The sequence below is a fragment of the Streptomyces roseirectus genome (genome assembly GCF_014489635.1).
Classification (GTDB): domain Bacteria; phylum Actinomycetota; class Actinomycetes; order Streptomycetales; family Streptomycetaceae; genus Streptomyces; species Streptomyces roseirectus.
This window is the reverse complement of the sequence record NZ_CP060828.1, coordinates 2,455,587-2,477,773: the sequence shown is the minus strand read 5'-3', so window position 1 is coordinate 2,477,773 and position 22,187 is coordinate 2,455,587. Positions and strand designations below refer to the sequence as shown.

18 protein-coding genes are annotated in these 22,187 nt (G+C 71.2%); 11 read left to right on the top strand and 7 right to left on the bottom strand.

Features of this window, described 5'->3' with window-relative positions:
• Positions 1-376: 376 nt before the first annotated feature.
• Together IAG44_RS10095 and IAG44_RS10090 are read left to right on the top strand one after the other, a co-directional pair.
• Positions 377-1,921: an RNA polymerase sigma factor gene (locus IAG44_RS10095; protein WP_281404284.1), complete on the top strand. Its 1,545-nt coding sequence runs from the start codon at positions 377-379 to the stop codon at positions 1,919-1,921.
• Between the two features lie 132 nt (positions 1,922-2,053).
• The gene (locus IAG44_RS10090; RefSeq protein ID WP_187746799.1) at positions 2,054-2,920 is read left to right on the top strand and encodes a S1 family peptidase; all 867 of its coding nucleotides are present in this window, start codon (positions 2,054-2,056) and stop codon (positions 2,918-2,920) included.
• 105 nt (positions 2,921-3,025) lie between these two features.
• Here the strand turns inward: IAG44_RS10090 and IAG44_RS10085 are convergent, their stop codons facing one another.
• Positions 3,026-3,256 carry a DUF7455 domain-containing protein gene (locus IAG44_RS10085; RefSeq protein ID WP_055721807.1) on the bottom strand — a complete coding sequence of 77 codons (231 nt, stop codon included), beginning with the start codon at positions 3,254-3,256 and terminating at the stop codon, positions 3,026-3,028.
• 443 nt (positions 3,257-3,699) lie between these two features.
• Here IAG44_RS10085 and IAG44_RS10080 point away from each other — a divergent pair, with 443 nt between their 5' ends.
• The 6 genes from IAG44_RS10080 to IAG44_RS10055 all read left to right on the top strand — a co-directional run bounded on the left by IAG44_RS10080 (position 3,700) and on the right by IAG44_RS10055 (position 10,683).
• Positions 3,700-5,823, top strand: a complete 2,124-nt coding sequence (locus tag IAG44_RS10080) for a DNA gyrase/topoisomerase IV subunit B (RefSeq protein WP_187746798.1) — start codon at positions 3,700-3,702, stop codon at positions 5,821-5,823.
• Between the two features lie 278 nt (positions 5,824-6,101).
• The gene (locus IAG44_RS10075; protein WP_187746797.1) at positions 6,102-6,626 is read left to right on the top strand and encodes a DUF1453 domain-containing protein; all 525 of its coding nucleotides are present in this window, start codon (positions 6,102-6,104) and stop codon (positions 6,624-6,626) included.
• Positions 6,623-7,774 (top strand): sensor histidine kinase, encoded by a 1,152-nt coding sequence (locus IAG44_RS10070; RefSeq protein WP_187746796.1) that lies wholly within the window; start codon positions 6,623-6,625, stop codon positions 7,772-7,774. The genes IAG44_RS10075 and IAG44_RS10070 overlap by 4 nt, the downstream gene beginning before the upstream one ends.
• Entirely contained in the window at positions 7,771-8,463 is a 693-nt protein-coding gene (locus tag IAG44_RS10065) for a response regulator transcription factor (protein ID WP_187746795.1), read from the top strand. The genes IAG44_RS10070 and IAG44_RS10065 overlap by 4 nt, the downstream gene beginning before the upstream one ends.
• 79 nt (positions 8,464-8,542) lie before the next feature.
• Entirely contained in the window at positions 8,543-9,094 is a 552-nt protein-coding gene (locus IAG44_RS10060) for a DUF485 domain-containing protein (protein ID WP_187746794.1), read from the top strand.
• On the top strand, positions 9,091-10,683 hold the full coding sequence (locus tag IAG44_RS10055; RefSeq protein ID WP_187746793.1) for a solute symporter family protein: 1,593 nt from the start codon (positions 9,091-9,093) through the stop codon (positions 10,681-10,683). The genes IAG44_RS10060 and IAG44_RS10055 overlap by 4 nt, the downstream gene beginning before the upstream one ends.
• 228 nt (positions 10,684-10,911) lie before the next feature.
• Here the strand turns inward: IAG44_RS10055 and IAG44_RS10050 are convergent, their stop codons facing one another.
• From IAG44_RS10050 to IAG44_RS10035, 4 genes are all read right to left on the bottom strand, one after another.
• Positions 10,912-11,592 carry a response regulator gene (locus IAG44_RS10050; RefSeq protein WP_187746792.1) on the bottom strand — a complete coding sequence of 227 codons (681 nt, stop codon included), beginning with the start codon at positions 11,590-11,592 and terminating at the stop codon, positions 10,912-10,914.
• On the bottom strand, positions 11,589-13,262 hold the full coding sequence (locus IAG44_RS10045; RefSeq protein WP_187746791.1) for a sensor histidine kinase: 1,674 nt from the start codon (positions 13,260-13,262) through the stop codon (positions 11,589-11,591). The genes IAG44_RS10050 and IAG44_RS10045 overlap by 4 nt, the downstream gene beginning before the upstream one ends.
• A gap of 73 nt (positions 13,263-13,335) precedes the next feature.
• Entirely contained in the window at positions 13,336-14,283 is a 948-nt protein-coding gene (locus IAG44_RS10040; protein WP_187746790.1) for a ferredoxin family protein, read from the bottom strand.
• Between the two features lie 96 nt (positions 14,284-14,379).
• A complete protein-coding gene (locus IAG44_RS10035; RefSeq protein ID WP_187746789.1) occupies positions 14,380-15,669 on the bottom strand; it encodes a citrate synthase in 1,290 nt (429 codons plus the stop codon).
• Positions 15,670-15,768: 99 nt separating this feature from the next.
• Between IAG44_RS10035 and IAG44_RS10030 the strand changes: the two genes are divergently transcribed.
• Positions 15,769-16,938 carry a citrate synthase/methylcitrate synthase gene (locus IAG44_RS10030; RefSeq protein WP_187746788.1) on the top strand — a complete coding sequence of 390 codons (1,170 nt, stop codon included), beginning with the start codon at positions 15,769-15,771 and terminating at the stop codon, positions 16,936-16,938.
• A gap of 289 nt (positions 16,939-17,227) precedes the next feature.
• Positions 17,228-17,464 (top strand): hypothetical protein, encoded by a 237-nt coding sequence (locus tag IAG44_RS10025; protein ID WP_187746787.1) that lies wholly within the window; start codon positions 17,228-17,230, stop codon positions 17,462-17,464.
• Between the two features lie 67 nt (positions 17,465-17,531).
• Here the strand turns inward: IAG44_RS10025 and IAG44_RS10020 are convergent, their stop codons facing one another.
• Positions 17,532-18,038, bottom strand: a complete 507-nt coding sequence (locus IAG44_RS10020; protein ID WP_187746786.1) for a DUF6082 family protein — start codon at positions 18,036-18,038, stop codon at positions 17,532-17,534.
• A gap of 319 nt (positions 18,039-18,357) precedes the next feature.
• On the opposite strand from IAG44_RS10020, the gene IAG44_RS10015 reads away from it, so the two are divergent.
• A complete protein-coding gene (locus tag IAG44_RS10015) occupies positions 18,358-19,461 on the top strand; it encodes a CobW family GTP-binding protein (RefSeq protein ID WP_187746785.1) in 1,104 nt (367 codons plus the stop codon).
• Positions 19,462-19,468: 7 nt separating this feature from the next.
• Here the strand turns inward: IAG44_RS10015 and IAG44_RS10010 are convergent, their stop codons facing one another.
• Positions 19,469-21,925, bottom strand: a complete 2,457-nt coding sequence (locus IAG44_RS10010; RefSeq protein ID WP_187746784.1) for a DNA gyrase/topoisomerase IV subunit A — start codon at positions 21,923-21,925, stop codon at positions 19,469-19,471.
• Between the last annotated feature and the right edge of the window lie 262 nt (positions 21,926-22,187).

The following is a 22,187-nucleotide window of genomic DNA, read 5'->3' as shown; positions in this document are numbered from 1 at the left end:
CCGCGTCCCTCAGGGCCGGTGCCCCGCCCTCCGGTCGGACTCCGCAGGACCCGTCGCGGGCCCTGCGGAGTCCGACGGTGCGACACGGCCGGAGAGCCGCTTCGATCACGAGAGCGACACCTCTGACCATGTCTGACCGATTTTGAGCGCTTACGGGGTGTGACTCGGGCCACGTAGATTGGGCGTAACACTCGTGGGAACAGCGCGATGACCTAAGAGGTGACAGCCGAGGAGGGAATACGGACGCCGTTCATGGCGCTGTGCATTCTCCCGGCCCCCGCCCGCGCCGTCGGCCCAATCCCCAAGGCCGGTGGTCGGCTCCTGTCCGTCATGGACGGGGCCGGAAGCCGTTTTCCAACGTTCCGAGAGGTTGTTCGTGTCGGCCAGCACATCCCGTACGCTCCCGCCGGAGATCGCCGAGTCCGTCTCTGTCATGGCGCTCATTGAGCGGGGAAAGGCTGAGGGGCAGATCGCCGGCGACGATGTGCGTCGGGCCTTCGAAGCTGACCAGATCCCGGCCACTCAGTGGAAGAACGTACTGCGCAGCCTCAACCAGATTCTTGAGGAAGAGGGTGTGACGCTGATGGTCAGTGCCGCAGAGCCCAAGCGCACCCGAAAGAGCGTCGCGGCGAAGAGTCCGGCCAAGCGCACCGCCACCAAGACGGTCGCCGCGAAGACGGTGACCACCCGGAAGGCCACCGCCACCACGGCCGCCCCGTCCGCCTCCCCGGCGGGCGACGACGCCGAGGAGACGACCGCCAGGAAGGCCGCCGCGAAGAAGGCCGCGCCGGTCAAGAAGGCGGTCGCGAAGAAGGCGGCCCCCGCCAAGAAGACGGCCGCGAAGAAGACCGCGGCCAAGAAGGACGACGTCGAGCTCCTTGAGGACGAGGTCCTCGAGGACGCGCCCGGCGGCAAGACCGGCGACGAGCCCGAGGGCACCGAGAGCGCCGGCTTCGTCCTCTCCGACGAGGACGAGGACGACGCGCCCGCCCAGCAGGTCGCCGCCGCCGGTGCCACCGCCGACCCGGTCAAGGACTACCTCAAGCAGATCGGCAAGGTCCCCCTGCTCAACGCCGAGCAGGAGGTCGAGCTGGCCAAGCGCATCGAGGCGGGCCTGTTCGCCGAGGACAAGCTGTCCAACGCCGACAAGCTGGCCCCGAAGCTCAAGCGCGAGCTGGAGATCATCGCCGAGGACGGCCGCCGCGCCAAGAACCACCTCCTGGAGGCCAACCTCCGTCTGGTGGTCTCGCTGGCCAAGCGCTACACCGGCCGCGGCATGCTCTTCCTGGACCTCATCCAGGAGGGCAACCTCGGTCTGATCCGCGCGGTCGAGAAGTTCGACTACACCAAGGGCTACAAGTTCTCCACGTACGCCACCTGGTGGATCCGGCAGGCGATCACCCGCGCGATGGCCGACCAGGCCCGCACCATCCGTATCCCGGTGCACATGGTCGAGGTCATCAACAAGCTCGCGCGCGTGCAGCGCCAGATGCTCCAGGACCTGGGCCGCGAGCCCACCCCGGAGGAGCTGGCCAAGGAACTCGACATGACCCCCGAGAAGGTCATCGAGGTCCAGAAGTACGGCCGCGAGCCCATCTCCCTGCACACCCCGCTGGGCGAGGACGGCGACAGCGAGTTCGGTGACCTCATCGAGGACTCCGAGGCCGTCGTCCCGGCCGACGCGGTCAGCTTCACGCTCCTCCAGGAGCAGCTGCACTCCGTCCTCGACACGCTCTCCGAGCGCGAGGCGGGCGTCGTCTCCATGCGCTTCGGTCTCACCGACGGTCAGCCGAAGACCCTCGACGAGATCGGCAAGGTCTACGGCGTCACCCGCGAGCGGATCCGCCAGATCGAGTCCAAGACCATGTCCAAGCTGCGCCACCCGTCCCGCTCCCAGGTGCTGCGCGACTACCTCGACTAGGTCTGTCGTACGACGCCGAAGGCCCGGTTCCCTCAAGGGGAGCCGGGCCTTCGCGTTCCCCGTGCGCGTGCGCGCCGAAGCACCCTCGATCACTCTGGGTTTTCACTACTAATCCCAGAGTGAGGAATGCGCATGCGTCGTCCCCTGGTCCGGGCGCTCGCCCGGCCGCTGGTCCTGGCTACCGCGGCGGTCGCCATACCGCTGATGAACGCCGCCCCGGCGGCCTCCGACACCATCGTCGTCGGCGGCTTCCCGATCGACGTCTCCCAGAGCCCCTGGACGGTCGCGCTGTCCAGCCGTGACCGGTTCGGCGGTACGCGGTCGGGCCAGTTCTGCGGCGGTGTGGTGGTCGCCCCGACCGCGGTCCTCACGGCGGCCCACTGCGTCGGCGAGGACGTCCTGGGGGCGCCCGCGAACGAGGTGCGCGACTTCAAGGTCATCGCCGGACGCACCGACCTGTACTCGGACGCCGGCCGGGAGATCGCCGTGTCGGACACCTGGGTGAACCCGGAGTACGACCGCTACAGCAACTCCGGCGACTTCGCCGTCCTCATCCTCGCCGAACCGCTGCCCGAGACCTCGGTCATCGGCGCGGCCGGCGCCGGTGACACCGCGTACGAGGCGGGGACGGAGGCCACGGTCTACGGCTGGGGCGACACCACCGGGTACGGCAGTTACCCGCGCAGCCTGCGGGCGGCGCGGGTGCACGTGCTGGCCGACTCGCGCTGCGAGCGGGCCTATCCGGGCGGGCCCGAGGGCACCTACGACGCACGGACGATGCTGTGCGCCGGGGAGATCGGGGGTGGCCGGGACGCCTGTCAGGGTGACAGCGGCGGGCCGCTGGTGGCACGGGGCAGACTGATCGGCCTGGTGTCCTGGGGGAGCGGCTGCGCACGCGCCGGGAGCCCCGGGGTCTACACGCGCCTGTCCGACGTCCTGCGGGTGCTGGGCGGTACCGCACGGCTGGGAGGGGCTGCCGGGCCGTCAGGCGGGCGCTGAGCGGCCTTGACGGGCAACGCGTGAGGGCGGCGGCCCCTGTTTCCAGGGACCGCCGCCCTCACGCCGGCCTGTGCCGGTTTTGCTGCTCGTCGTGAACGCCGAAGGTCAGCGCTCATCCTCGGAGGCGGTCGCGGGAACGGCCGTCAGCCGCTCCGTCTCGTCCTGTATCTCAGCGGCGATCTTCTTGAGCTCCGGCTCGAACTTCCGGCCGTGGTGGGCGCAGAAGAGCAGTTCTCCGCCGCTCGCCAGGACAACGCGCAGGTATGCCTGGGCGCCGCAGCGGTCGCAGCGATCGCCGGCCGTCAGCGGGCTCGCGGGGGTCAGAACAGTAGTCACGTCGCCTCTTCTCTAGCTCGACGAGCTGTCGTACCAGGGTCAACATCCAACCAGCCTCAAACGTTCCCGCTTGCGGCTTTCCCTCGAAAAAATCTTTCGAGGCGGCTGTCTGCTGCCGGGTTGGCGGCGAATGTGCCGTATTGCGTATCTGGTGTGCTTACGGTTTCGCGCTGTCGATCATGTGGTCGGTCCTCCCGGCGGGGTTGCCGGTTCGTTCTTGAGGACGTGCCCGGAGCCTAAATGGTTCATGCCTCGAAGGGAACGTGATATGTACTTCACTCCATCGAGCGATCGAACACGCATGCGATCCTGGACTAGTCTGAACTCCAGACGAGGGTGGCGTGACAACGGCTCTACCTGGCCTCGGTACCCTCTTGACGGCGACCGAAGCCGTGCCCTTACCCAGAAGGGCCCCACCTGAAATTCAGCGAGGAGCGAACCGCGTGACCGCCGATACGTCCGTGCCGTCCACAGCGCTGCTGGCAGGAGCAGACCGGGACGGCTCCAACTACACCGCGCGGCACCTGCTCGTCCTCGAAGGACTTGAAGCCGTACGCAAGCGCCCCGGCATGTACATCGGCTCGACCGACAGCCGCGGTCTGATGCACTGCCTGTGGGAGATCATCGACAACTCCGTCGACGAGGCGCTGGGCGGTTTCTGCGACCACATCGACGTCGTGCTCCACGACGACGGCTCGGTGGAGGTCCGCGACAACGGCCGAGGCATCCCGGTCGACGTCGAGCCCAAGACCGGCCTGTCCGGCGTCGAGGTCGTCATGACCAAGCTCCACGCGGGCGGCAAGTTCGGCGGCGGCTCCTACGCCGCCTCCGGCGGTCTGCACGGCGTGGGCGCCTCCGTCGTCAACGCACTCTCCGCCCGGCTCGACGTCGAGGTCGACCGCGGCGGCAACACGCACGCGATCAGCTTCCGCCGCGGTGTCCCCGGCGCCTTCGCGGCAGCCGGGCCCGACGCCAAGTTCGACCCGGACAGCGGACTGCGCAAGACCAAGCGGGTCGCGAAGACCCGTACCGGCACGCGCGTGCGCTACTGGGCCGACCGTCAGATCTTCCTCAAGGACGCCAAGCTCTCCCTGGAACACCTCCACCAGCGCGCCCGCCAGACCGCGTTCCTGGTGCCCGGCCTGACCATCGTCGTCCGCGACGAACTCGGCCTCGGTGAGGGCGGCAGCAAGGGCGAGGAGTCCTTCCGCTTCGACGGCGGCATCAGCGAGTTCTGCGAGTACCTGGCCGCCGACAAGCCGGTCTGCGACATCCTCCGCTTCACCGGCCAGGGCACCTTCCGCGAGACCGTCCCGGTCCTCGACGAGCACGGCCAGATGACCCCCACCCAGGTCACCCGCGAACTCGGCGTCGACGTCGCCCTGCGCTGGGGCACCGGCTACGACACGACACTCAAGTCGTTCGTGAACATCATCGCCACCCCCAAGGGCGGCACCCACGTCGCCGGCTTCGAGCAGGCCGTCACGACGACCATGAACGAGGTGCTGCGCGCCAAGAAGCTGCTGCGCGTCGCCGAGGACGGCGTCACCAAGGACGACGCCCTGGAGGGCCTGACCGCCGTCGTCACCGTCCGGCTCGCCGAACCGCAGTTCGAGGGCCAGACCAAGGAAGTCCTCGGCACCTCGGCGGCCCGCCGGATCGTCGCCCAGGTGGTCGCCAAGGAGCTCAAGGCGTTCCTGACCTCCACCAAGCGGGACGCCGCCGCCCAGGCCCGCGTCGTCATGGAGAAGGTCGTCGCCGCCGCGCGCACGCGTGTCGCCGCCCGCCAGCACAAGGACGCGCAACGCAGGAAGACGGCCCTGGAGTCGTCCTCCCTGCCGGCCAAGCTCGCCGACTGCCGCAGCGACGACGTCGACCGCAGCGAACTCTTCATCGTCGAGGGCGACTCCGCGCTCGGCACCGCCAAGCTCGCCCGCAACTCCGAGTTCCAGGCGCTGCTGCCGATCCGCGGCAAGATCCTCAACGTCCAGAAGTCGTCCGTCACGGACATGCTGAAGAACGCCGAGTGCGGCGCGATCATCCAGGTCATAGGAGCGGGGTCCGGCCGGACCTTCGATCTCGAAGCCGCCCGCTACGGCAAGATCATCATGATGACCGACGCCGATGTGGACGGCTCCCACATCCGCTGCCTGCTGCTGACCCTGTTCCAGCGGTACATGCGGCCCATGGTCGAGGCCGGGCGCGTCTTCGCCGCGGTCCCGCCGCTGCACCGGATCGAACTCGTCCAGCCGAAGAAGGGCCAGGACAAGTACGTCTACACGTACTCGGACCGTGAACTGCGCGACAAGCTCATGGAGTTCCAGACCAAGGGCGTGCGGTACAAGGACTCCATCCAGCGGTACAAGGGTCTCGGCGAGATGGACGCGGACCAGCTGGCCGAGACGACGATGGATCCCCGGCACCGGACGCTGCGGCGGATCAACCTGTCCGACCTGGAGGCGGCGGAGCAGGTGTTCGACCTGCTGATGGGCAACGACGTGGCACCTCGTAAGGAGTTCATCTCCAGCTCGGCGGCCACGTTGGACCGGTCGCGGATCGACGCGTAGCCGCTGCGCTCGGCTTTGGCCGGGGCGGTTCGTCGTGGTGGGTTCGGGGTGTTGTCGGGGTGCGGGTTGTGTGTGGCTTGTCGCGCAGTTCCCCGCGCCCCTGTCAGTGCCCCTTCGGGGGCACTGACAGGGCCCTTCTCCACCTCTGGGTGGAGAAGGGTGAGGGGGATGTCCACCCTTGATCCACCCTGGCTCCGATCCGGTGCAGGGGCTGGTTTCCGTAGGTTCGGAGGTGGCGGTGGTGGTGCCGTCGGTGTTCTTCGTTCACGGAGGCTGGGATGGCCGGGTTTGTCGATGCGTTGGTGATAGGGGCGGTCGTCGCTCTCGTGGTCGTGCGGCAGTTCCGGGCGGCGCCGGTCGACGCCGGGCGGCGGTGGTGGCTCGTGCCCGGGGTGCTGGCCGTCATGGCGGTGCGGGAGCCTGGGCTGCTCGACGCCGGGCATCGGACCGCTTCGGCCGTACTGCTCGGGAGTGAGGTGCTGGTCGGGCTGGTGACCGGGGCCGGGTGGGCGTGGACCACGCGGATGTGGGTCGCCGCGGACGGGGTCGTGTGGTGCAGGAGCGGGAAGGCGAGTGCCGCTGTCTGGGGGGTCGGGGTCGTGCTGCGGGTGGGGCTCATCGGGATCGGGGCCGCGATCGGCGTCCACCCGCACAGTTCTGCCCTGATGCTGTCGCTGGCGGCCACGCTGCTCGTGCGCTCCGGGGTCGTGGCCTGGCGTGCGCAGTGGCTCGACAAGGCGCGCGAGAGCCCCGCGCCGTACGGTGACGAGACGCCCCGGTACCGCACGAAGGAGCGCGTGTGACCGAGAACCCATGGACGCGCTGGCCGTCCCGGGAGGCGCTGGCCCGTAAAGACGACACCCCGGCCCGGCGCTCGCTGGGCCGGGCGCTGCGGCTGCTGGCGCTCGGGGTCCTGCTGTGGAGCGCGGTCGACAGCCCGCGTGCGCACGGCTGGACGCTGGCCGCCGGGGGAGCGATCGTCCTCGTCGCGGCGGGGGCGGCGCGGGGGTTCTTCCGGATGACGCTGGCTCACCGGCTGTGGCCGTCCCTGCTGCTCCTGACGCTCCTGCTGGGGCTCGCGGTCGCGGCCGAGGCGCTGGGGTTCGGCTCGCCGGCCATCGTTCTGTGGTGCGGCTGCGCCGTCGTGGCGCTGGAGCGGCTTCCGCTGGGCGCCGCGCTCCCCTTCGCCTCGGTCGCCCTGAGCGCGTTCGCCGCCGTCAACGAGGACATGTGGCTGACCACTGCGGCCACGCTCGGCGCCCTGGCCATGGTCGGCTATACCCTGCGCCTCGACGCCGAGGCGCGGGGCAGCGCGGCCCGGCTGCTCGCCCAGGAGCGGGCCGCGCGGGAGGCCGAGGCGGAGTCGGCCGCGCTGACCGAACGGGCCCGCATCGCCCGGGAGATCCACGACGTGCTGGCCCACAGTCTCTCCGCCCAGCTCGTCCACCTGGAGGCGGCCCGGCTCCTCATCGAGCGGGGCGCCGACCGGCAGCAGATCCTCGACCGGGTCGTGGCGGCCCGCGCCATGGCCCGTGACGGCCTCGACGAGACCCGCCAGGCGCTGTCCGCCCTGCGCGGCGACCTGACCCCGCTGGAGGACTTCCTGACCGGCCTTGCGCGCGGTGCCGACGGCACGGAGGTCACTGTGGAGGGTGAGCGCAGACCCCTGCCGGTGGAGGCGTCCCAGGCCGTGCGCAGGGTCGCGCAGGAGGCCCTGACGAACGTCCGCAAACACGCCCCCGGCGCCAGGGTGAGCCTCCGGCTCGCGTACGGCCCCGGTGAAGTGACCCTCGACGTGCGGGACTCGGGCGGCTCGCCGGGTGAACTCGCGGGTGCCGGAGGCGGATACGGTCTCCTCGGCATGCGGGAGCGTGCCGAACTGCTGGGCGGCTCCCTGGAGGCGGGGCCGGACGAGGAAGGGTTCACGGTGAGGCTGAGGGTGCCGGTATGACGCTGGACACGGCGAGGAGGCCCGCGCGGGTGCTGGTGGCGGACGACCAGACCGTCGTCCGCGAGGGCATCGTGACGCTGCTCGGGCTGCTGCCCGAGGTGGAGGTGGTGGGCGCCGCGGTGGACGGCGAGGACGCGGTGCGGCTGGTCGCCGAACTCGCCCCGGACGTCGTCCTGATGGACCTGCGCATGCCCCGCTGCGACGGCGTCGAGGCGACCCGGCGGATCAGGGCCGGTCACCCCGGCACCCAGGTCGTGGTGCTCACGACGTTCGCGGACGACGAGTCCCTGTTCCCGGCGCTTCGGGCAGGCGCCCGCGGCTACCTGACGAAGGACGCCGGCGGCGAGGAGATCGTCCGGGCGGTGCACAGCGTCCTGTCCGGGGACGCGGGACTGTCGCCGAGCATCCAACGGCGGCTGCTGGAGCGGCTGTCGGAGCCGGAACCGGAGCCGGTCGAGCCGGCGGGGCCGCCCGACGGGTTGACGGCGCGCGAGGCCGAAGTTCTGACCCTGATCGCCGAGGGGCTGAGCAACCAGGAGATCTCCCGGAGACTCCACGTCTCCACGACGACGGTAAAGACCCACATCAACAACCTGTTCGCGAAGACGGGGCTCAAGGACCGTGCGCAGGCAGTGAGTTACGCATACAGAAAGGGGTTGGTAAAACCACCAAAATCGGAAATGGGATAAGTCGGCCCATTGTCGCTTGATGGGGTGAAGAATGCGGGAAAGAGAGTAGGGGATCTTCCCGTTCTGTCCATCATTGGGTATGCAGTTGAGCAACGACCGTGCCCGCAGTGGCGGGGGCGGTCCCGAGAGAGCACGCGAGCACCGAGAGGTGCGACCCCCGGTCCCCGAAGAGCCGGCGGGCGTGCGTCATGACGATCCTTGGTTCGGCGCCCTGGCTCCGGACTGGCCCGGAACGGAACCACCGGGCGCACCCGCGCCGGCGGTCCCCGCTCCCCGCCAGGAACCGGCCCGCGACGCCATGGCGGAGGTCTACCTCGCCGTCCAGCGCAGCGCCGCCTTCCAGGAAGTGCGCAGCCGCTACCGGCGGTTCGTGGTCCCGGCGGGCATCGGCTTCTTCCTCTGGTACGTGGCGTACGTCGTCGCCGCGACCACCGCGCCCGGGTTCATGGCCCGTCCCGTCGTGGGCGCCGTCAACGTGGCACTGGTCGCCGGTCTCGGCCAGTTCCTCACCACCTTCGTGCTGGCCTGGGCCTACGCCAGGCACGCCAGGCTGCGCAGGGACCGGGCCGCCCTCGACCTGCGCTGGGACACCCAGGAGCTGACGCGCGGCGTGAAGGGCGGTACGTCGTGAGCGGTAACCATCAGACCCTGGCCCTCGTGCTGTTCAGCGTGTTCATCGCCGTCACACTGGGCATCACGACCTGGGTCAGCCGCAACCGGCACGGCTCGGCCGAGGAGTTCTACGCGGGCGGGCGCCTGTTCTCCCCGATGGAGAACGGCTTCGCCATCGCGGGCGACTACATGTCGGCCGCTTCCTTCCTCGGCATCTCCGGCCTGATCGCCCTGTTCGGCTACGACGGCCTGCTGTACTCGGTCGGCTTCCTCGTCGCCTGGCTGGTCGTGCTGCTCCTCATCGCCGAACTCGTGCGCAACTGCGGGCGGTTCACGCTCGCGGACGTCGTCGCGGCGCGGATGAGCGAGCGGCCGGTGCGCATCGCGGCGGGCGCCTCCTCCGTCATCGTGTCCATCTTCTACCTGGTCGCGCAGATGGTCGGCGCGGGCAGTCTGGTCGCGCTCCTGCTGGGCCGCAGCGGGGCGGCGGCCCAGGTGTGGACGGTCATCGGGGTCGGCGCGCTGATGGTCATCTACGTGTCGCTGGGAGGCATGCGCGCCACCACCTGGATCCAGATCGTCAAGGCGGTCCTGCTGCTCGGCGGCACGGTCGCGCTGACCGTCCTCGTCCTCGTCCGCTTCCACGGCGACTTCGACCGGCTGCTGCTCACCGCGGCCGAACGCAGCGGGCACGGCATCGACTTCCTGGCGCCCGGCCTGAAGTACGGCGCGGACTGGACCTCGCGCTTCGACTTCATCAGCCTCGGTCTCGCCCTCGTGCTGGGCACGGCCGGCCTGCCGCACATCCTGTCCCGCTTCTACACCGTGCCGACCGCGCGGGCGGCCCGCCGCTCGGTGGTCTGGTCGATCGGCCTGATCGGCAGCTTCTACCTGATGACGATCGTGCTGGGCTTCGGCGCCGCCGCGATCGTCGGGCCGGACGCCGTGCGCCAGTCCAACGCGGCCGGCAACACGGCGGTCCCGCTGCTCGCCCTCGACCTCGGCGGCGGCGCCGACTCCATGGGCGGCACGGTGCTGTTCGCGGTCGTCGCCGCCGTCGCCTTCGCCACCATCCTCGCGGTGGTCGCCGGCATCACGCTCGCCTCCTCGGCGTCCGTGGCCCACGACCTGTACGCGTCGCTGCGCCGCAAGCACGCCAAGCAGCGCAGCGAGGTCGGGGTCGCACGGGTCGCGGCCGTCGGCATCGGCATCGTCGCGATCGCGCTCGGCATCCTGGCCCGCGAACTCAACGTCGCGTTCCTGGTCGGCCTCGCCTTCGCCGTCGCCGCGTCGGCGAACCTGCCGGTGCTGCTCTACTCGCTGTTCTGGCGCAACTTCACCACCCGGGGCGCGGTGTGGGCGGTCTACGGCGGGCTGATCCCGGCGCTGCTGCTCGTCGTGCTGTCGCCGGTCGTCTCGGGCAGCCCCGAGTCGCTGATCCCCGGCGTCGACTTCCAGCTCTTCCCGCTCCAGAACCCGGGCATCATCTCGATCCCGATGGGCTTCCTCGCGGGCTGGTTCGGCACGGTCACCTCGTCCGAGGAGCCCGACGAGGCCCGGCACGCGGAGACGGAGGTGCGTTCGCTGACAGGAGCGGGAGCCGTGTAGCGCGGCGGTGCCCTCACTGCCGTACGGCACACGGGACAGCCGTGCGGCGGGTCGCGGGGCTTGGGTCATGGCGCGGCCCAGGCGCGGCGGCGGGCAGGGGCGGGCGGGTCGTCCGTACATGTGGACGACATTGATGATCCGTGCAGAAGTTGGTCCATACATCAATCACGGTGCCTGGTACTCATCAAGGCATTCGGTACTCGTCAAGATGCTCAACGAGCCGTGCTCTCAGGCGCGGGTCGCCCACACGTAACGGTGCTCAGGGCGGCCCGCGTCGCCGTATTTGAGGGTCAGCCGCGCGCGGCCGGTGCGCTCCAGGAGCTTCAGATAACGCTGGGCGGTCTGACGGCTCACGCCCGTGCGGTCGGCGATCTCCTGGGCGGACAGCGGTCCGTCGGCGTGCATCAGGCACTGGCGGACCAGCTCGGTGGTGGTGGGGGAGTGCCCTTTGGGCAGACCGGGCTCCGACGGCGCGGACAGGGCGCCGAACATGCGGTCCACGTCGGCCTGTTCGGCCTCGCCGCCGACGTCCAGGGTGCGGCGCAGCTCGCCGTACGCCTCCAGCTTGGCGCGCAGGCCCGCGAAGGCGAACGGCTTGACCAGGTACTGGAGCGCGCCGTGCCGCATCGCCGCCTGGACCGTCGTGACGTCCCGCGCGGCCGTCACCATGACGACGTCCGCCTGGTGGCCGCGGCGGCGCATCTCCTGGACGACGTCGAGGCCCGTCGCGTCGGGCAGGTAGTGGTCCAGGAGCACGAGGTCCACCCGGGGCAGCAGCTCCAGCAGACGCAGCGCCTCGGCCGCGCTGTGCGCCTGACCGGCGACGGAGAAGCCCGGCACCTTCTCGACGTAGGCGGCGTTGACCCGGGCGACCCGGGTGTCGTCGTCGACGACCAGGACCTCGATCACCGTGCCTCCTCCTCGGCGGTACGCGCGGTGACGGCGGGGGCTGTCGGGGCCGCCGGGGCGTCCTCGGACAGCGCGTCGGGCAGGATCACGCTGAACTCCGCGCCCCCGCCCTCGGCCTCTCCCACGGAGGCTCGCCCGCCCTGCCGTTCGGCGAGCCGGCGCACCAGGGACAGTCCGATGCCGCGACGGCCGTGCGCCGGAGGCTTCTTGGTGGACCAGCCCTCCGTGAACACCAGCTCACGCTTGTCTGCTGGGATCCCGGGACCGGTGTCGCGCACCCGCAGGACGGCGGTACGCCCCTCGGCGCGCAACTCGACCTCCACGCGTGCGTGTGTGGTGCCCGCGACGGCGTCCAGCGCGTTGTCGACCAGGTTGCCCACGATCGTCACCAGCCCCCTCGGGTCGACCAGCCGGTCCGGGAGCCGCGTGCCGTCGGACACCTTCAGGGCGACGCCGCGCTCCGCCGCGACCGTCGCCTTGCCGACCAGCAGCGCCGCGAGCAGGGGGTCCTGGATCCGCTCGGTGATCTCCTCGGCGGTGGCCCGGTGGTCGCCGACCACCTCGCCGACGAACTCCACCGCCTCGCCGTACATCTCCAGTTCGAGCAGCCCCAGGAGCGTGTGCATCCGGTTGGCGTGCTCGTGGTCCTGCGCGCGCAGGGCGTCGATCAGCCCGCGCGTGGAGTCGAGTTCACGGCCCAGCTGCTCCAGCTCCGTGCGGTCGCGCAGGGTGGCGACCGCGCCGCCGTCGTCCGTGGGCATGCGGTTGGCGACCAGGACGCGCGGGCCGCGCACGGTCAGCAGGTCGGTGCCGGTCACCCGGCCGGCCAGGACGTCGGCCGTGCGGCCCGCGCCGAGCGCTTCGTCGGGGGAGCGGCCCACCGTCTCGTCGCCGATGCCCAGCAGGCGCTGCGCCTCGTCGTTCAGGAGCCGTACGCGGCCCGCGCGGTCCAGTGCCACGACGCCCTCCCGGATGCCGTGCAGCATCGCTTCGCGCTCCGCGAGCAGCGCCGAGATGTCCGAGAACGCCAGGTCCCGGGTCTGCCGGTGCACCCGGCGCGAGATCAGCCAGGCCGCCAGCGCGCCCACCGCGAGGGCGCCGCCCGCATACGCGAACAGCCCCGGGATCGCGTGGACCAGGCGGGCGCGCACGCTGTCGTACTCGATGCCGACCGACACCGCCCCGACGATCCGCCCGTCGTCGCCTCGCAGGGGCACCTTGCCGCGCGCGGAGCGGCCCAGGGTGCCGTCGTCGATCTCCATGACCGCCTGGCCCGCCAGCGCCTTGTGCGGGTCCGTGGAGACGACGCCGCCGATCTGGGCGGGGTCGGGGTGCGACCAGCGCACCCCGGCGCCGTTCATGACCACGACGTACTCGGCCCCGCTGGCCCGGCGGATGCGCTCGGCCTCCCGCTGGACCGGGCCGTCCACCGACGGCGAGCTGTGCTTCAGGTCTTCGGCGAGCCGCGGCATCGCCGCGGTGGTCTGGGCGATCGCCAGCGCGCGGCGCATCGCCTGGTCGTCCAGCTGGTCACTCAGCGGGGCCAGGAACAGGCCCGTCGCGAGCACCACCACGCCGGCCGCGATCGACAGCTGCATCAGCAGGATCTGCGAGAAGGCGCGCCGGGGAAGGCCGAGGCGCAGACGGCGGACGGGGGCGGTGGGACTCATGCCTCGACGGTACGCGGAGGGTGTGACAGTGCCGTAGGGGTGTGTGGCGGGGATCTCTCGCGGACCGGCCGCGTCAGCTCGCCAGCGCCGCCCTCGCCGCCGTCAGCTCCCGCACCTCGACGACGTCCATCCGCGCCGGAGTCCCCAGCACCGACGCCCCGCAGCTCTCCGGGCGGGCCGGCAGCGGGTTGCTCTGGGCGACGACGACCCGCCAGCGCCGGCCGTCCGTGTGGGCGACGGTGACCTCCCAGCGGGGCGCGTCCCCCGTCGTGCGGACGACGCCCAGCGCCTCGGCGGTGTACTCGTGGACGGCCGTGCGGACGGCGAGTTCGGCTGCCTGGCCGGGCCGCTCCCAGGCCGAGCACCCGCGGCACCCGTCGACCACGACGCGACCCTCGCGGGCGGCGTGCAGGACGTCCTTGACGGTGTGGGCCTCGGCGCGCCCGTACGCGTAGCCGTAGGGCAGGACGAGCACCGTGGGGGAGAAACGATGACCACCCAGATGGGTGACCTCCCAGACGCCCGGTACGTCGGAGGCCGTCAGCTCGGCGGCCAGGGGGCGGCCGAGGAGGGCGCAGCAGCGGTCGCGCTTGCCGTTCGTGCACACCAGGGCGAGCGGGTCGCCCGTGTGCGGGCGCCCGCCGAGGACGGTGTCGAACGTGCGGTGGTCGCCCCGGCCGAGCGCGCCGAGGTCGAGGTCCAGGAGCTGTCGGGGGTCCTGGATCGTGGCGGCGCGCAGCCACACCCCGCCGGGGACGGTGTGCGCGGCGAACACCTGGCGCGGGGGCGGGGCGCCGACGTCGGCGTGGCGCCCGGGGCGGCGGATGAGCGCGACCCGGACGCCCGTGCCCTTGGCGGCCCTCTCCAGGGCGCGGCCCAGGTGCCGGTCCAGGTGGCTCTCGGTGAGCGCCTTGGCGCCCCAGGGGCCCGGCTGTTCCAGCAGGAGCCAGGTCGTCGCCGTGGCCGCGGTCCCGGAAAAGGGCTCGTCGAGATCCCGCGCGACAGTCGTGCACGTACTCACAGAGGTGAGCCTAACCTGACTTGGCGCAGGGTGACTTGTCGACGGCGGTGTGTCCTGATCCGGTCGGGTTTCCGTGAGGGGGCTCGGCCTGGCGGATCACGCAGAGTGCGCGCCTGGTGCGCGTGCGTGGTCCGCGGGGAGCGGTCGGGGCGGCTTGGGGCCCACGTAGAGGCCGCTGGGGCGCATCCGCAGCGGGCGTTCGCCGTACTCCTCCAGCGCGTGCGCGATCCAGCCCGCCGTACGGGCCACGGCGAAGATCGCCTCGCCGGCCGCCGGCTGCATGCCGAAGGACAGGGTCAGGACGGCGAGGGCGAGGTCGACGTTGGCGTGCAGGGGTGTGTGGCGGGCGGTGGTGGCCACGACGTCCCGCGCCGCCGCGCGTGCCGGGTGCGCGTCGGGGATCTCCTCCAGGAGGGCGAACAGGGCACGCGCGCGTGGATCCTCGCCCGGGTACAGCCGGTGGCCGAGGCCCGGGATCCGCCGGCCCGCCCGCAACTCCTCGGCGATCACCGGCGCCGCGTCGCCTCGCTCCAGGACCTCGTCCAGCAGCCGGTGCGCGAGTCCGCTGGCCGCGCCGTGCAGCGGACCCTCGACGACGCCCAGGCCCGCCGAGACGGCCGCGTAGGCGTGTGCGCGGGCCGACGCGGCGACCCGGACGGCCAGCGTCGAGGCGGCGAGGTCGTGGTCGGCCAGCAGGCCGAGCGCCGTGTCCAGGACGTTCAAGGACGCCTCGTCGGGCGTGCGCGTCGTCAGCCGTGCCCACAGACGCCGGGCCAGGGGTCCTTCGTCCCGGTGGCCGGGGTGCTTCGGCGGGAGGGCGGCGACCAGGGTCGGGATCAGGGTCCGTCCGGTGCCGACGACGGCGTCCTCGGACAGGTCGAAGCGCAGGGGGTCCGCCACGGCCGCCGCCACGGCCGCGGCGCGCAGGCGGTCGGCGGGGCCGGTGTGCTCGGGCAGCGCGCGGGCCGCTCTGCGGGCGGCCTTCAGGGACGCCTCGGGTGCGGTGAACGTGGCTCCCGCGCGCAGTTCTCCGGTCCACAGCCACTCCGCGACCGCCTCGTAGGAGTGCGCGACGGCCAGGTCGACCGCGTCGACGCCCCGGAAGTAGTACCGGTCGCCGTCGATGTACGTGAGGCGCGTGCGGACGGCCGGTTCGCCGCTCGTGCCCGGAGTCCCGGCGCTCTCGCGCCTGTTGCGGCGCGCCAGTGCCTCGACCTCGGCGGCGTCGAAGGTGCTGCTGCGGCCGCCGGGCACGCGTCTGCTGCTGAGCTGGCCCCGGCTGACGTACGCGTACACCGTCTCGGGCTTCACGCCCAGCAGTTCGGCGGCCTCCTTGGTGGTCAGACGCCGTTCGGGGTGGCCGGGGGCGGGTTCCTGATCGCGCATGGGGGTCACCGTATCCGGATGAGTACATATTGATTGGATCAATATTGACAGCAATTTAGTCAATGATGGACAGTCGAATCAAGTTCAAGGAGGGAATCCATGTCTGTCAACAGGTCCACCGCGTCCTTCGTCGACGTCCCGCGCGGACTCGCCGGCGTCGTCGTCACCGACACCCGGGTCGGTGACGTGCGCGGCCTTGAGGGCTTCTACCACTACCGCCAGTACTCCGCCGTCGAACTCGCCGAGACCCGCTCCTTCGAGGACGTCTGGTACCTCCTCGTCCACGGCGAACTCCCCGATCCCGCACGGGCGTCCGCCTTCGCGGCCGAGACGGCGGCCCTGCGTGCGCTGCCCGCCCAGATCGCGGCCGCCCTGCCCGCCGTCGCCGCGTCGAGCGTGGGCGGGGCCGGGCCGCTCGCGGGGATGCGGACGGCGCTGTCGCTGCTGGGCGCGGTCGAGGGGTTCCGGCCGGTGTACGACACGGACGCCGGCCGGCGGCGTGCGGACACGCTCGTGGCGGCCGCGGCGGTGCCGACGCTGCTCACCGCGCTGTACCGGCTGGGGAAGGGGCTCGAACCGGTCGAGCCCCGGGCGGATCTGTCCTACGCGGCGAACTATCTGTATATGTTGACTGGCGCTGAACCTGATCAACACAAGGCGCGGGCGATCGAGCAATACTTGATCTCCACCATTGACCACGGCTTCAACGCGTCAACATTCACCGCGCGCGTCATCGCATCCACAGGTGCGGACGTCGCCGCCTGCCTCGTCGGCGCCGTCGGCGCGCTCTCCGGGCCTCTGCACGGCGGGGCGCCCAGCCGGGCCCTCGACACCCTGGACGCGATCGGCACCCCCGAACGCATTGATCCATGGATCCGGGAACATGTACTGGCCGGCGACCGGATCATGGGGTTCGGTCATGCCGTCTACCGCACCGAGGACCCTCGCTCCCGGATGCTCCGTGAGATCGCCCAGCGCTTCGGCGGGCCGCGTGTCGCCTTCGCCGTCGAGGTGGAACGCCAGGTGGAGGCGATCCTGGCCGAACTCAAACCCGGCCGCGAACTCCACACCAACGTCGAGTTCTACGCCGGCGTCGTGATGGAACTCTGTGGCCTCCCCCGCGAGATGTTCACCCCGACCTTCGCCGCTGCCCGCGTCGTCGGATGGAGCGCCAACATCCTGGAACAGTCCCAGGACCCGAAGATCATCCGCCCGGCGGCCCGGTACGTGGGCCCGGAGGCACCGGTGGCGGTACCGGTCGTGAGCTGACAGGGGCAAGCGCACCTTCGGGAGCTGACGCAAGGTCAGATACCCCTCCGGGTGAGGTGCTTCGGGCCACTGCGGGACGGCGGGCAGGTCCGGTGAATTTCCCTGCGCTTTCCGGAGTAGCGTGCGCGGCCGGGCAAAGCGAGTGGGTATGTTGTGCTGGCCCGCTCAGGGCGCTCCGGCGAACACCCCTGCGCGCGGAGAGCGCACTCCGACCACCACCGACCACCACCGCGGCTGACTTCGGAGGGCACAGCCATCCCTCCAAGTCATAAGAAGGCGGTACGTTTTCGTGAAGATCGTGCGACGGGTCGGGGCGTCCCCCAGGGAGCGCGGCAGCACCACAGGGCAGACCTGCCCCGACATCTTCGAGCTCAGCAACGGCGACTTCGCCGTGATCGGGCGCGAAGCGACCGAGGAACTCGACCGTGAGCTGCCCTCGGACGCCGCACGAGCCGACTACGAGCGGATCGTCGTCATCACGCGCGAGACGCTCGTCCGCGCCAAGCAGGACATCCCCGACGCCTGACGCGCCACCTCCCCGCCGAGGCCCGGAGCGATGGCACCGGGCCTCGTGACGCCCCCCTCCGGCCGCCTCACGCGGACTCCTCCGGAGGTTCGCCCACCACCCACCACTCGTCCGTGTCGGCGTCGTCGAGATCGTGGATGAGGTCGTCCATCATCCGCCCGAGGATGTACTCCTCGGAGGTCTCCGGCAGGCTCTTGCGGTGGTGCCGGGTGGCCTCCCAGTACTCGCGGAAGACCTTGTTCCGGCACATCACGCGCAGGTGCCCGTACAGCTCCGCGCGCGTGAGCGCGCCGATCCGGTAGAAGTACAGGTTGTTGACGTACAGGGCGTTGGCGAAGAGGAACTGCCGCTGCTTGTCGAGCGGCACGTCGGACTCGTAGGTGTCGAGGACGGCGGCGAGGGCGGGATCGTCCATGGCCTTGCAGAGCAGGTCGAAGGACAGCCTGTGCTGTTCGGTGAGGGCGGCCCGCCTGCGATGGCCGGCGCCCGGTATGCCCAGGGAGTCGAGGGTGACCGAGAATCTCTGCTTCGCGGCCGAGACGATCCCGCGGATCCCTGCAGTCTGTGTGGCCATGTCAACCCCCGGTCCAGGCGGCCGTGCGCCGGTCGTCGGGGTGCGGGTGTGGTGACGGGGACCGGCGAGCGGTGGGCGGCGCTTGCCGTCTCCCAGAGTGCCGAGCGGCTCTGATCGGCGGGGAGGCGGAGAGGAGGCGCACGGAAGGAAGCGAGGGTCGCACACCCCGGCGCCTTGCCTGACGTCTGCCCCGGACACGCAGCTAACAATCGTTCACTTCGCGGTGATTCTTCCGGCTCGTATCCTGAGGTCGCAGTCATCCCTCGGCCGTGCTCCGGAGCGTGAACCGGCGCACGCGCAGGCGCGAAAGAGGTCGTACGTGGCGCAGGGCCGCACCCCGAAGCAGATCCCCGTCGTCGTCCTCGCCGGATTCCTCGGCTCCGGCAAGACGACGCTGCTCAACCACCTGCTGCACCGCAGCGGAGGCAGCCGTATCGGCGCGATCGTCAACGACTTCGGGGCGATCGAGATCGACGCCATGGCCGTCGCCGGAGCCCTCGGCGACTCGACCGTGTCCCTCGGCAACGGCTGCCTGTGCTGCGCCGTCGACGCGAGCGAACTGGACTCCTACCTGGAGCGCCTGGCCGCGCCGGCCGTCGGTGTCGACGTCATCGTCATCGAGGCCAGCGGCCTCGCCGAGCCCGGTGAACTCGTCCGCATGGTGCTCGCGAGCGAACACCCGGCGATCGAGTACGGCGGGCTCGTCGAGGTCGTCGACGCCGCCGAGTTCGACGCCACACGCGCGCGGCACCCCGAGATCGACCGGCACATCGGCCTCGCCGACCTCGTCGTCGTCAACAAGCTGGACCGCGCGGACGACGGGGAACGTGTGCTCGGGCTCGTTCGTTCCCTTGCCGGGAGTGCGGCCGTCGTACCCGCCCGCTACGGCCGCATCGACCCGGAGTTCCTGTTCGACTGCCGGCCGAGCGAGGAGCGCGTCGGGCAGCTCTCCTTCGACGACCTGCACCGCCATGACGACGACCACGCGGACCACCTGCACACCGCGTACGACAGCGTCTCCTTCGCCTCGGCCGCGCCCCTGGACCCGAGGCGGCTGATGACGTTCCTGGACGGCCGTTCCGAAGGGCTGTACCGGATCAAGGGGTACGTCGACCTCGGGCCGAACGACCCCCTCAACCGGTACGCCGTGCACGCGGTCGGACGGTTCCTCAGGTTTGTCCCGGAGCCCTGGAGCGAGGGCGAGGAGCGCCGTACGCAGCTTGTCCTGATCGGCGCGGGGATCGACCGGGACGCGCTCGCCAAAGAGCTCCACGCGTGCGTGCAGGACGCCCCACAGGCCGACGAGCGCGGCATGTGGGGCGTCCTGAGGTACGTGCGCGACCCGGAGGCCGAGCAGGAGGCCCCCGGCGAGGACCCTCTCGTCGAGGACCCCCGGGACGACGACCTCCCGGACGAGGGCTAGGCGCGGGCTAGAACGGCCCCGCGACCACCGCCACCGTCTTCGGCAGCGACACACCCGAACCGTCCCGGCGCGGGTCGATCTCCGGCAGCTCGGCGGGCATCCCGTTCTTCTGGGCGGCCCGCGCGGGCACCGGACCCGCCCAGGCGACCGACAGGCAGTCCTCGCCCTTCAGGAACCGCTGGCAGCGCACGCCGCCCGTCGCGCGCCCCTTGCGCGGGTACTGGTCGAACGGGGTCAGCTTGGCCGTCGTCTGCACCGAGTCGTCCAGCGTGCCGCGCGAGCCCGCGACGGTGAACACCATCGCGTCCGCCGCGGGGTCGACCGCGGTGAACGAGATGACCTTCGCGCCGTCCGTGAGCTTGATGCCCGCCATACCGCCCGCGGGACGACCCTGGGGGCGCACCTGGGACGCCTGGTAGCGCAGCAGCTGGGCGTCGTCCGTGATGAAGACGAGGTCTTCCTCGCCCGTGCGCAGTTCGACCGCGCCGACGATCCGGTCGCCGTCCTTGAGGGTGATGACCTCCAGCTCCTCCTTGTTGGAGGGGTAGTCCGGCACCACGCGCTTGACGACGCCCTGTTCCGTGCCGAGCGCGAGGCCCGGCGACGACTCGTCCAGCGTCATCAGACAGACCAGCGTCTCGCCCTCCGCCAGCGACACGAACTCCGCCACCGGGGCGCCGCCCGACAGGTTGGGCGCGGCCGCCGTGTCCGGCAGCTGGGGCAGGTCGACGACGTTGATCCGCAGCAGCCGGCCCTCGGAGGTCACGGCGCCGATCTCGCCGCGCGCCGTCGCGGGCACCGCGGAGACGATCACGTCGTGCTTCGCACGCGTGGCGCCCTCCTCCGCCGCGAACGGCTCGCCGTTCGCCGTACGGGCCAGCAGCCCCGTCGACGACAGCAGTACCCGGCACGGGTCGTCCGCCACCTGCAGCGGCACGGCGGACGCGGTGGCGCCCGACGCCTCCAGCAGGACCGTACGCCGCTCGGTGCCGAACTTCTTGGCGACCGCGGCCAGTTCGGCCGAGACCAGCTTGCGCAGCTCCGCGTCCGACTCCAGGATCCGGGTCAGCTCGGCGATCTCCGCGGTCAGCCGCTCCTTCTCCGACTCCAGCTCGATCCGGTCGAACCGGGTGAGCCGGCGCAGCGGGGTGTCCAGGATGTACTGCGTCTGGATCTCCGACAGCGAGAAGCGCTCCATCAGGCGCTCCTTCGCCTGCGCGCTGTTGTCGCTGGACCGGATCAGCCGGATGACCTCGTCGATGTCGACGAGCGCGGTGAGCAGGCCCTCCACCAGGTGCAGCCGGTCGCGCCGCTTGCCGCGCCGGAACTCGCTGCGGCGGCGCACGACGGTGAACCGGTGGTCCAGGTAGACCTCGAGCAGTTCCTTGAGGCCCAGCGTGAGCGGCTGGCCGTCCACCAGGGCCACGTTGTTGATGCCGAAGGACTCTTCCATCGGGGTGAGCTTGTAGAGCTGCTCCAGGACGGCCTCCGGGACGAAGCCGTTCTTGATCTCGATGACCAGGCGCAGCCCGTGCGCGCGGTCGGTGAGGTCCTTGACGTCGGCGATGCCCTGGATCTTCTTCGAGCCGACCAGGTCCTTGATCTTGGCGATGACCTTCTCGGGGCCGACGGTGAAGGGCAGTTCGGTGATGACCAGGCCCTTGCGGCGGGCCGTCACCGTCTCGACCGAGACCGTCGCCCGGATCTTGAACGTGCCCCGGCCCGTGTCGTACGCGTCCCGGATGCCGCCCAGGCCGACGATCCGCCCGCCCGTGGGCAGGTCGGGGCCCGGGACGAACTTCATCAGGGCGTCCAGGTCCGCGTTCGGGTAGCGGATCAGGTGGCGGGCGGCGGCCACGACCTCGCCCAGGTTGTGCGGCGGCATGTTCGTCGCCATGCCGACGGCGATCCCGGAGGAGCCGTTCACCAGGAGGTTCGGGAAGGCGGCGGGCAGCGCCACCGGCTCCTGCTCCTGGCCGTCGTAGTTGGGCGCGAAGTCGACCGTGTCCTCGTCGATCGACTCCGTCATCAGGCTCGTCGCCTCGGCCTGCCGGCACTCCGTGTACCGCATGGCGGCGGGCGGGTCGTCGTTGCCCAGGGAGCCGAAGTTGCCGTGCCCGTCGACGAGGGGCACGCGCATGGAGAACGGCTGCGCCATACGCACGAGCGCGTCGTAGATCGACGCGTCGCCGTGCGGGTGCAGCTTGCCCATGACCTCGCCCACCACACGGGCGCACTTGACGTAGCCCCGGTCGGGGCGCAGGCCCATCTCGTTCATCTGGTAGACGATGCGGCGGTGGACCGGCTTCAGGCCGTCGCGGGCGTCGGGCAGGGCGCGGGAGTAGATGACCGAGTAGGCGTACTCGAGGAAGGAGCCCTGCATCTCGTCGACGACGTCGATGTCGAGGATCCGCTCCTCGAACGAGTCGTCGGGCGGTGGGGTCTTCGTGCTGCGGCGGGCCATCGCTGCCGGCTCCTCTTTTCTGGTCGCTTACCTGCGGGGCGCTCAAGTCGGTGCCGAGCGGGCCGGGTTGCCCCTGCCCCGGTAGCCCGGACCCCGGGAAGGGGCCGGACTTGCTCGTACGTACGGTGGTGAAGGGTCTGACGTCGACCATTGTGGACCGTGGCACTGACAACCCGGGCCAAGGCCCGGTGTCACGGGCCCGGCCGGGCGAGCGCGGGCCGTTCCCCCACGGCCGCCCGCAGGTTACGCGATCCGCTCTCGG

What these genes read in the sequence shown, in the direction of transcription:
- IAG44_RS10090 (WP_187746799.1), top strand. Translation starts at nt 2,054, where the DNA reads ATGCGTCGTCCCCTGGTCCGGGCGCTCGCCCGGCCGCTGGTCCTGGCT.
- IAG44_RS10075 (WP_187746797.1), top strand. Translation starts at nt 6,102, where the DNA reads ATGGCCGGGTTTGTCGATGCGTTGGTGATAGGGGCGGTCGTCGCTCTC.
- IAG44_RS10065 (WP_187746795.1), top strand. Translation starts at nt 7,771, where the DNA reads ATGACGCTGGACACGGCGAGGAGGCCCGCGCGGGTGCTGGTGGCGGAC.
- IAG44_RS10060 (WP_187746794.1), top strand. Translation starts at nt 8,543, where the DNA reads ATGCAGTTGAGCAACGACCGTGCCCGCAGTGGCGGGGGCGGTCCCGAG.
- IAG44_RS10045 (WP_187746791.1), bottom strand. Translation starts at nt 13,262, where the DNA reads ATGAGTCCCACCGCCCCCGTCCGCCGTCTGCGCCTCGGCCTTCCCCGG.
- IAG44_RS10035 (WP_187746789.1), bottom strand. Translation starts at nt 15,669, where the DNA reads ATGCGCGATCAGGAACCCGCCCCCGGCCACCCCGAACGGCGTCTGACC.
- IAG44_RS10030 (WP_187746788.1), top strand. Translation starts at nt 15,769, where the DNA reads ATGTCTGTCAACAGGTCCACCGCGTCCTTCGTCGACGTCCCGCGCGGA.
- IAG44_RS10020 (WP_187746786.1), bottom strand. Translation starts at nt 18,038, where the DNA reads ATGGCCACACAGACTGCAGGGATCCGCGGGATCGTCTCGGCCGCGAAG.
- IAG44_RS10010 (WP_187746784.1), bottom strand. Translation starts at nt 21,925, where the DNA reads ATGGCCCGCCGCAGCACGAAGACCCCACCGCCCGACGACTCGTTCGAG.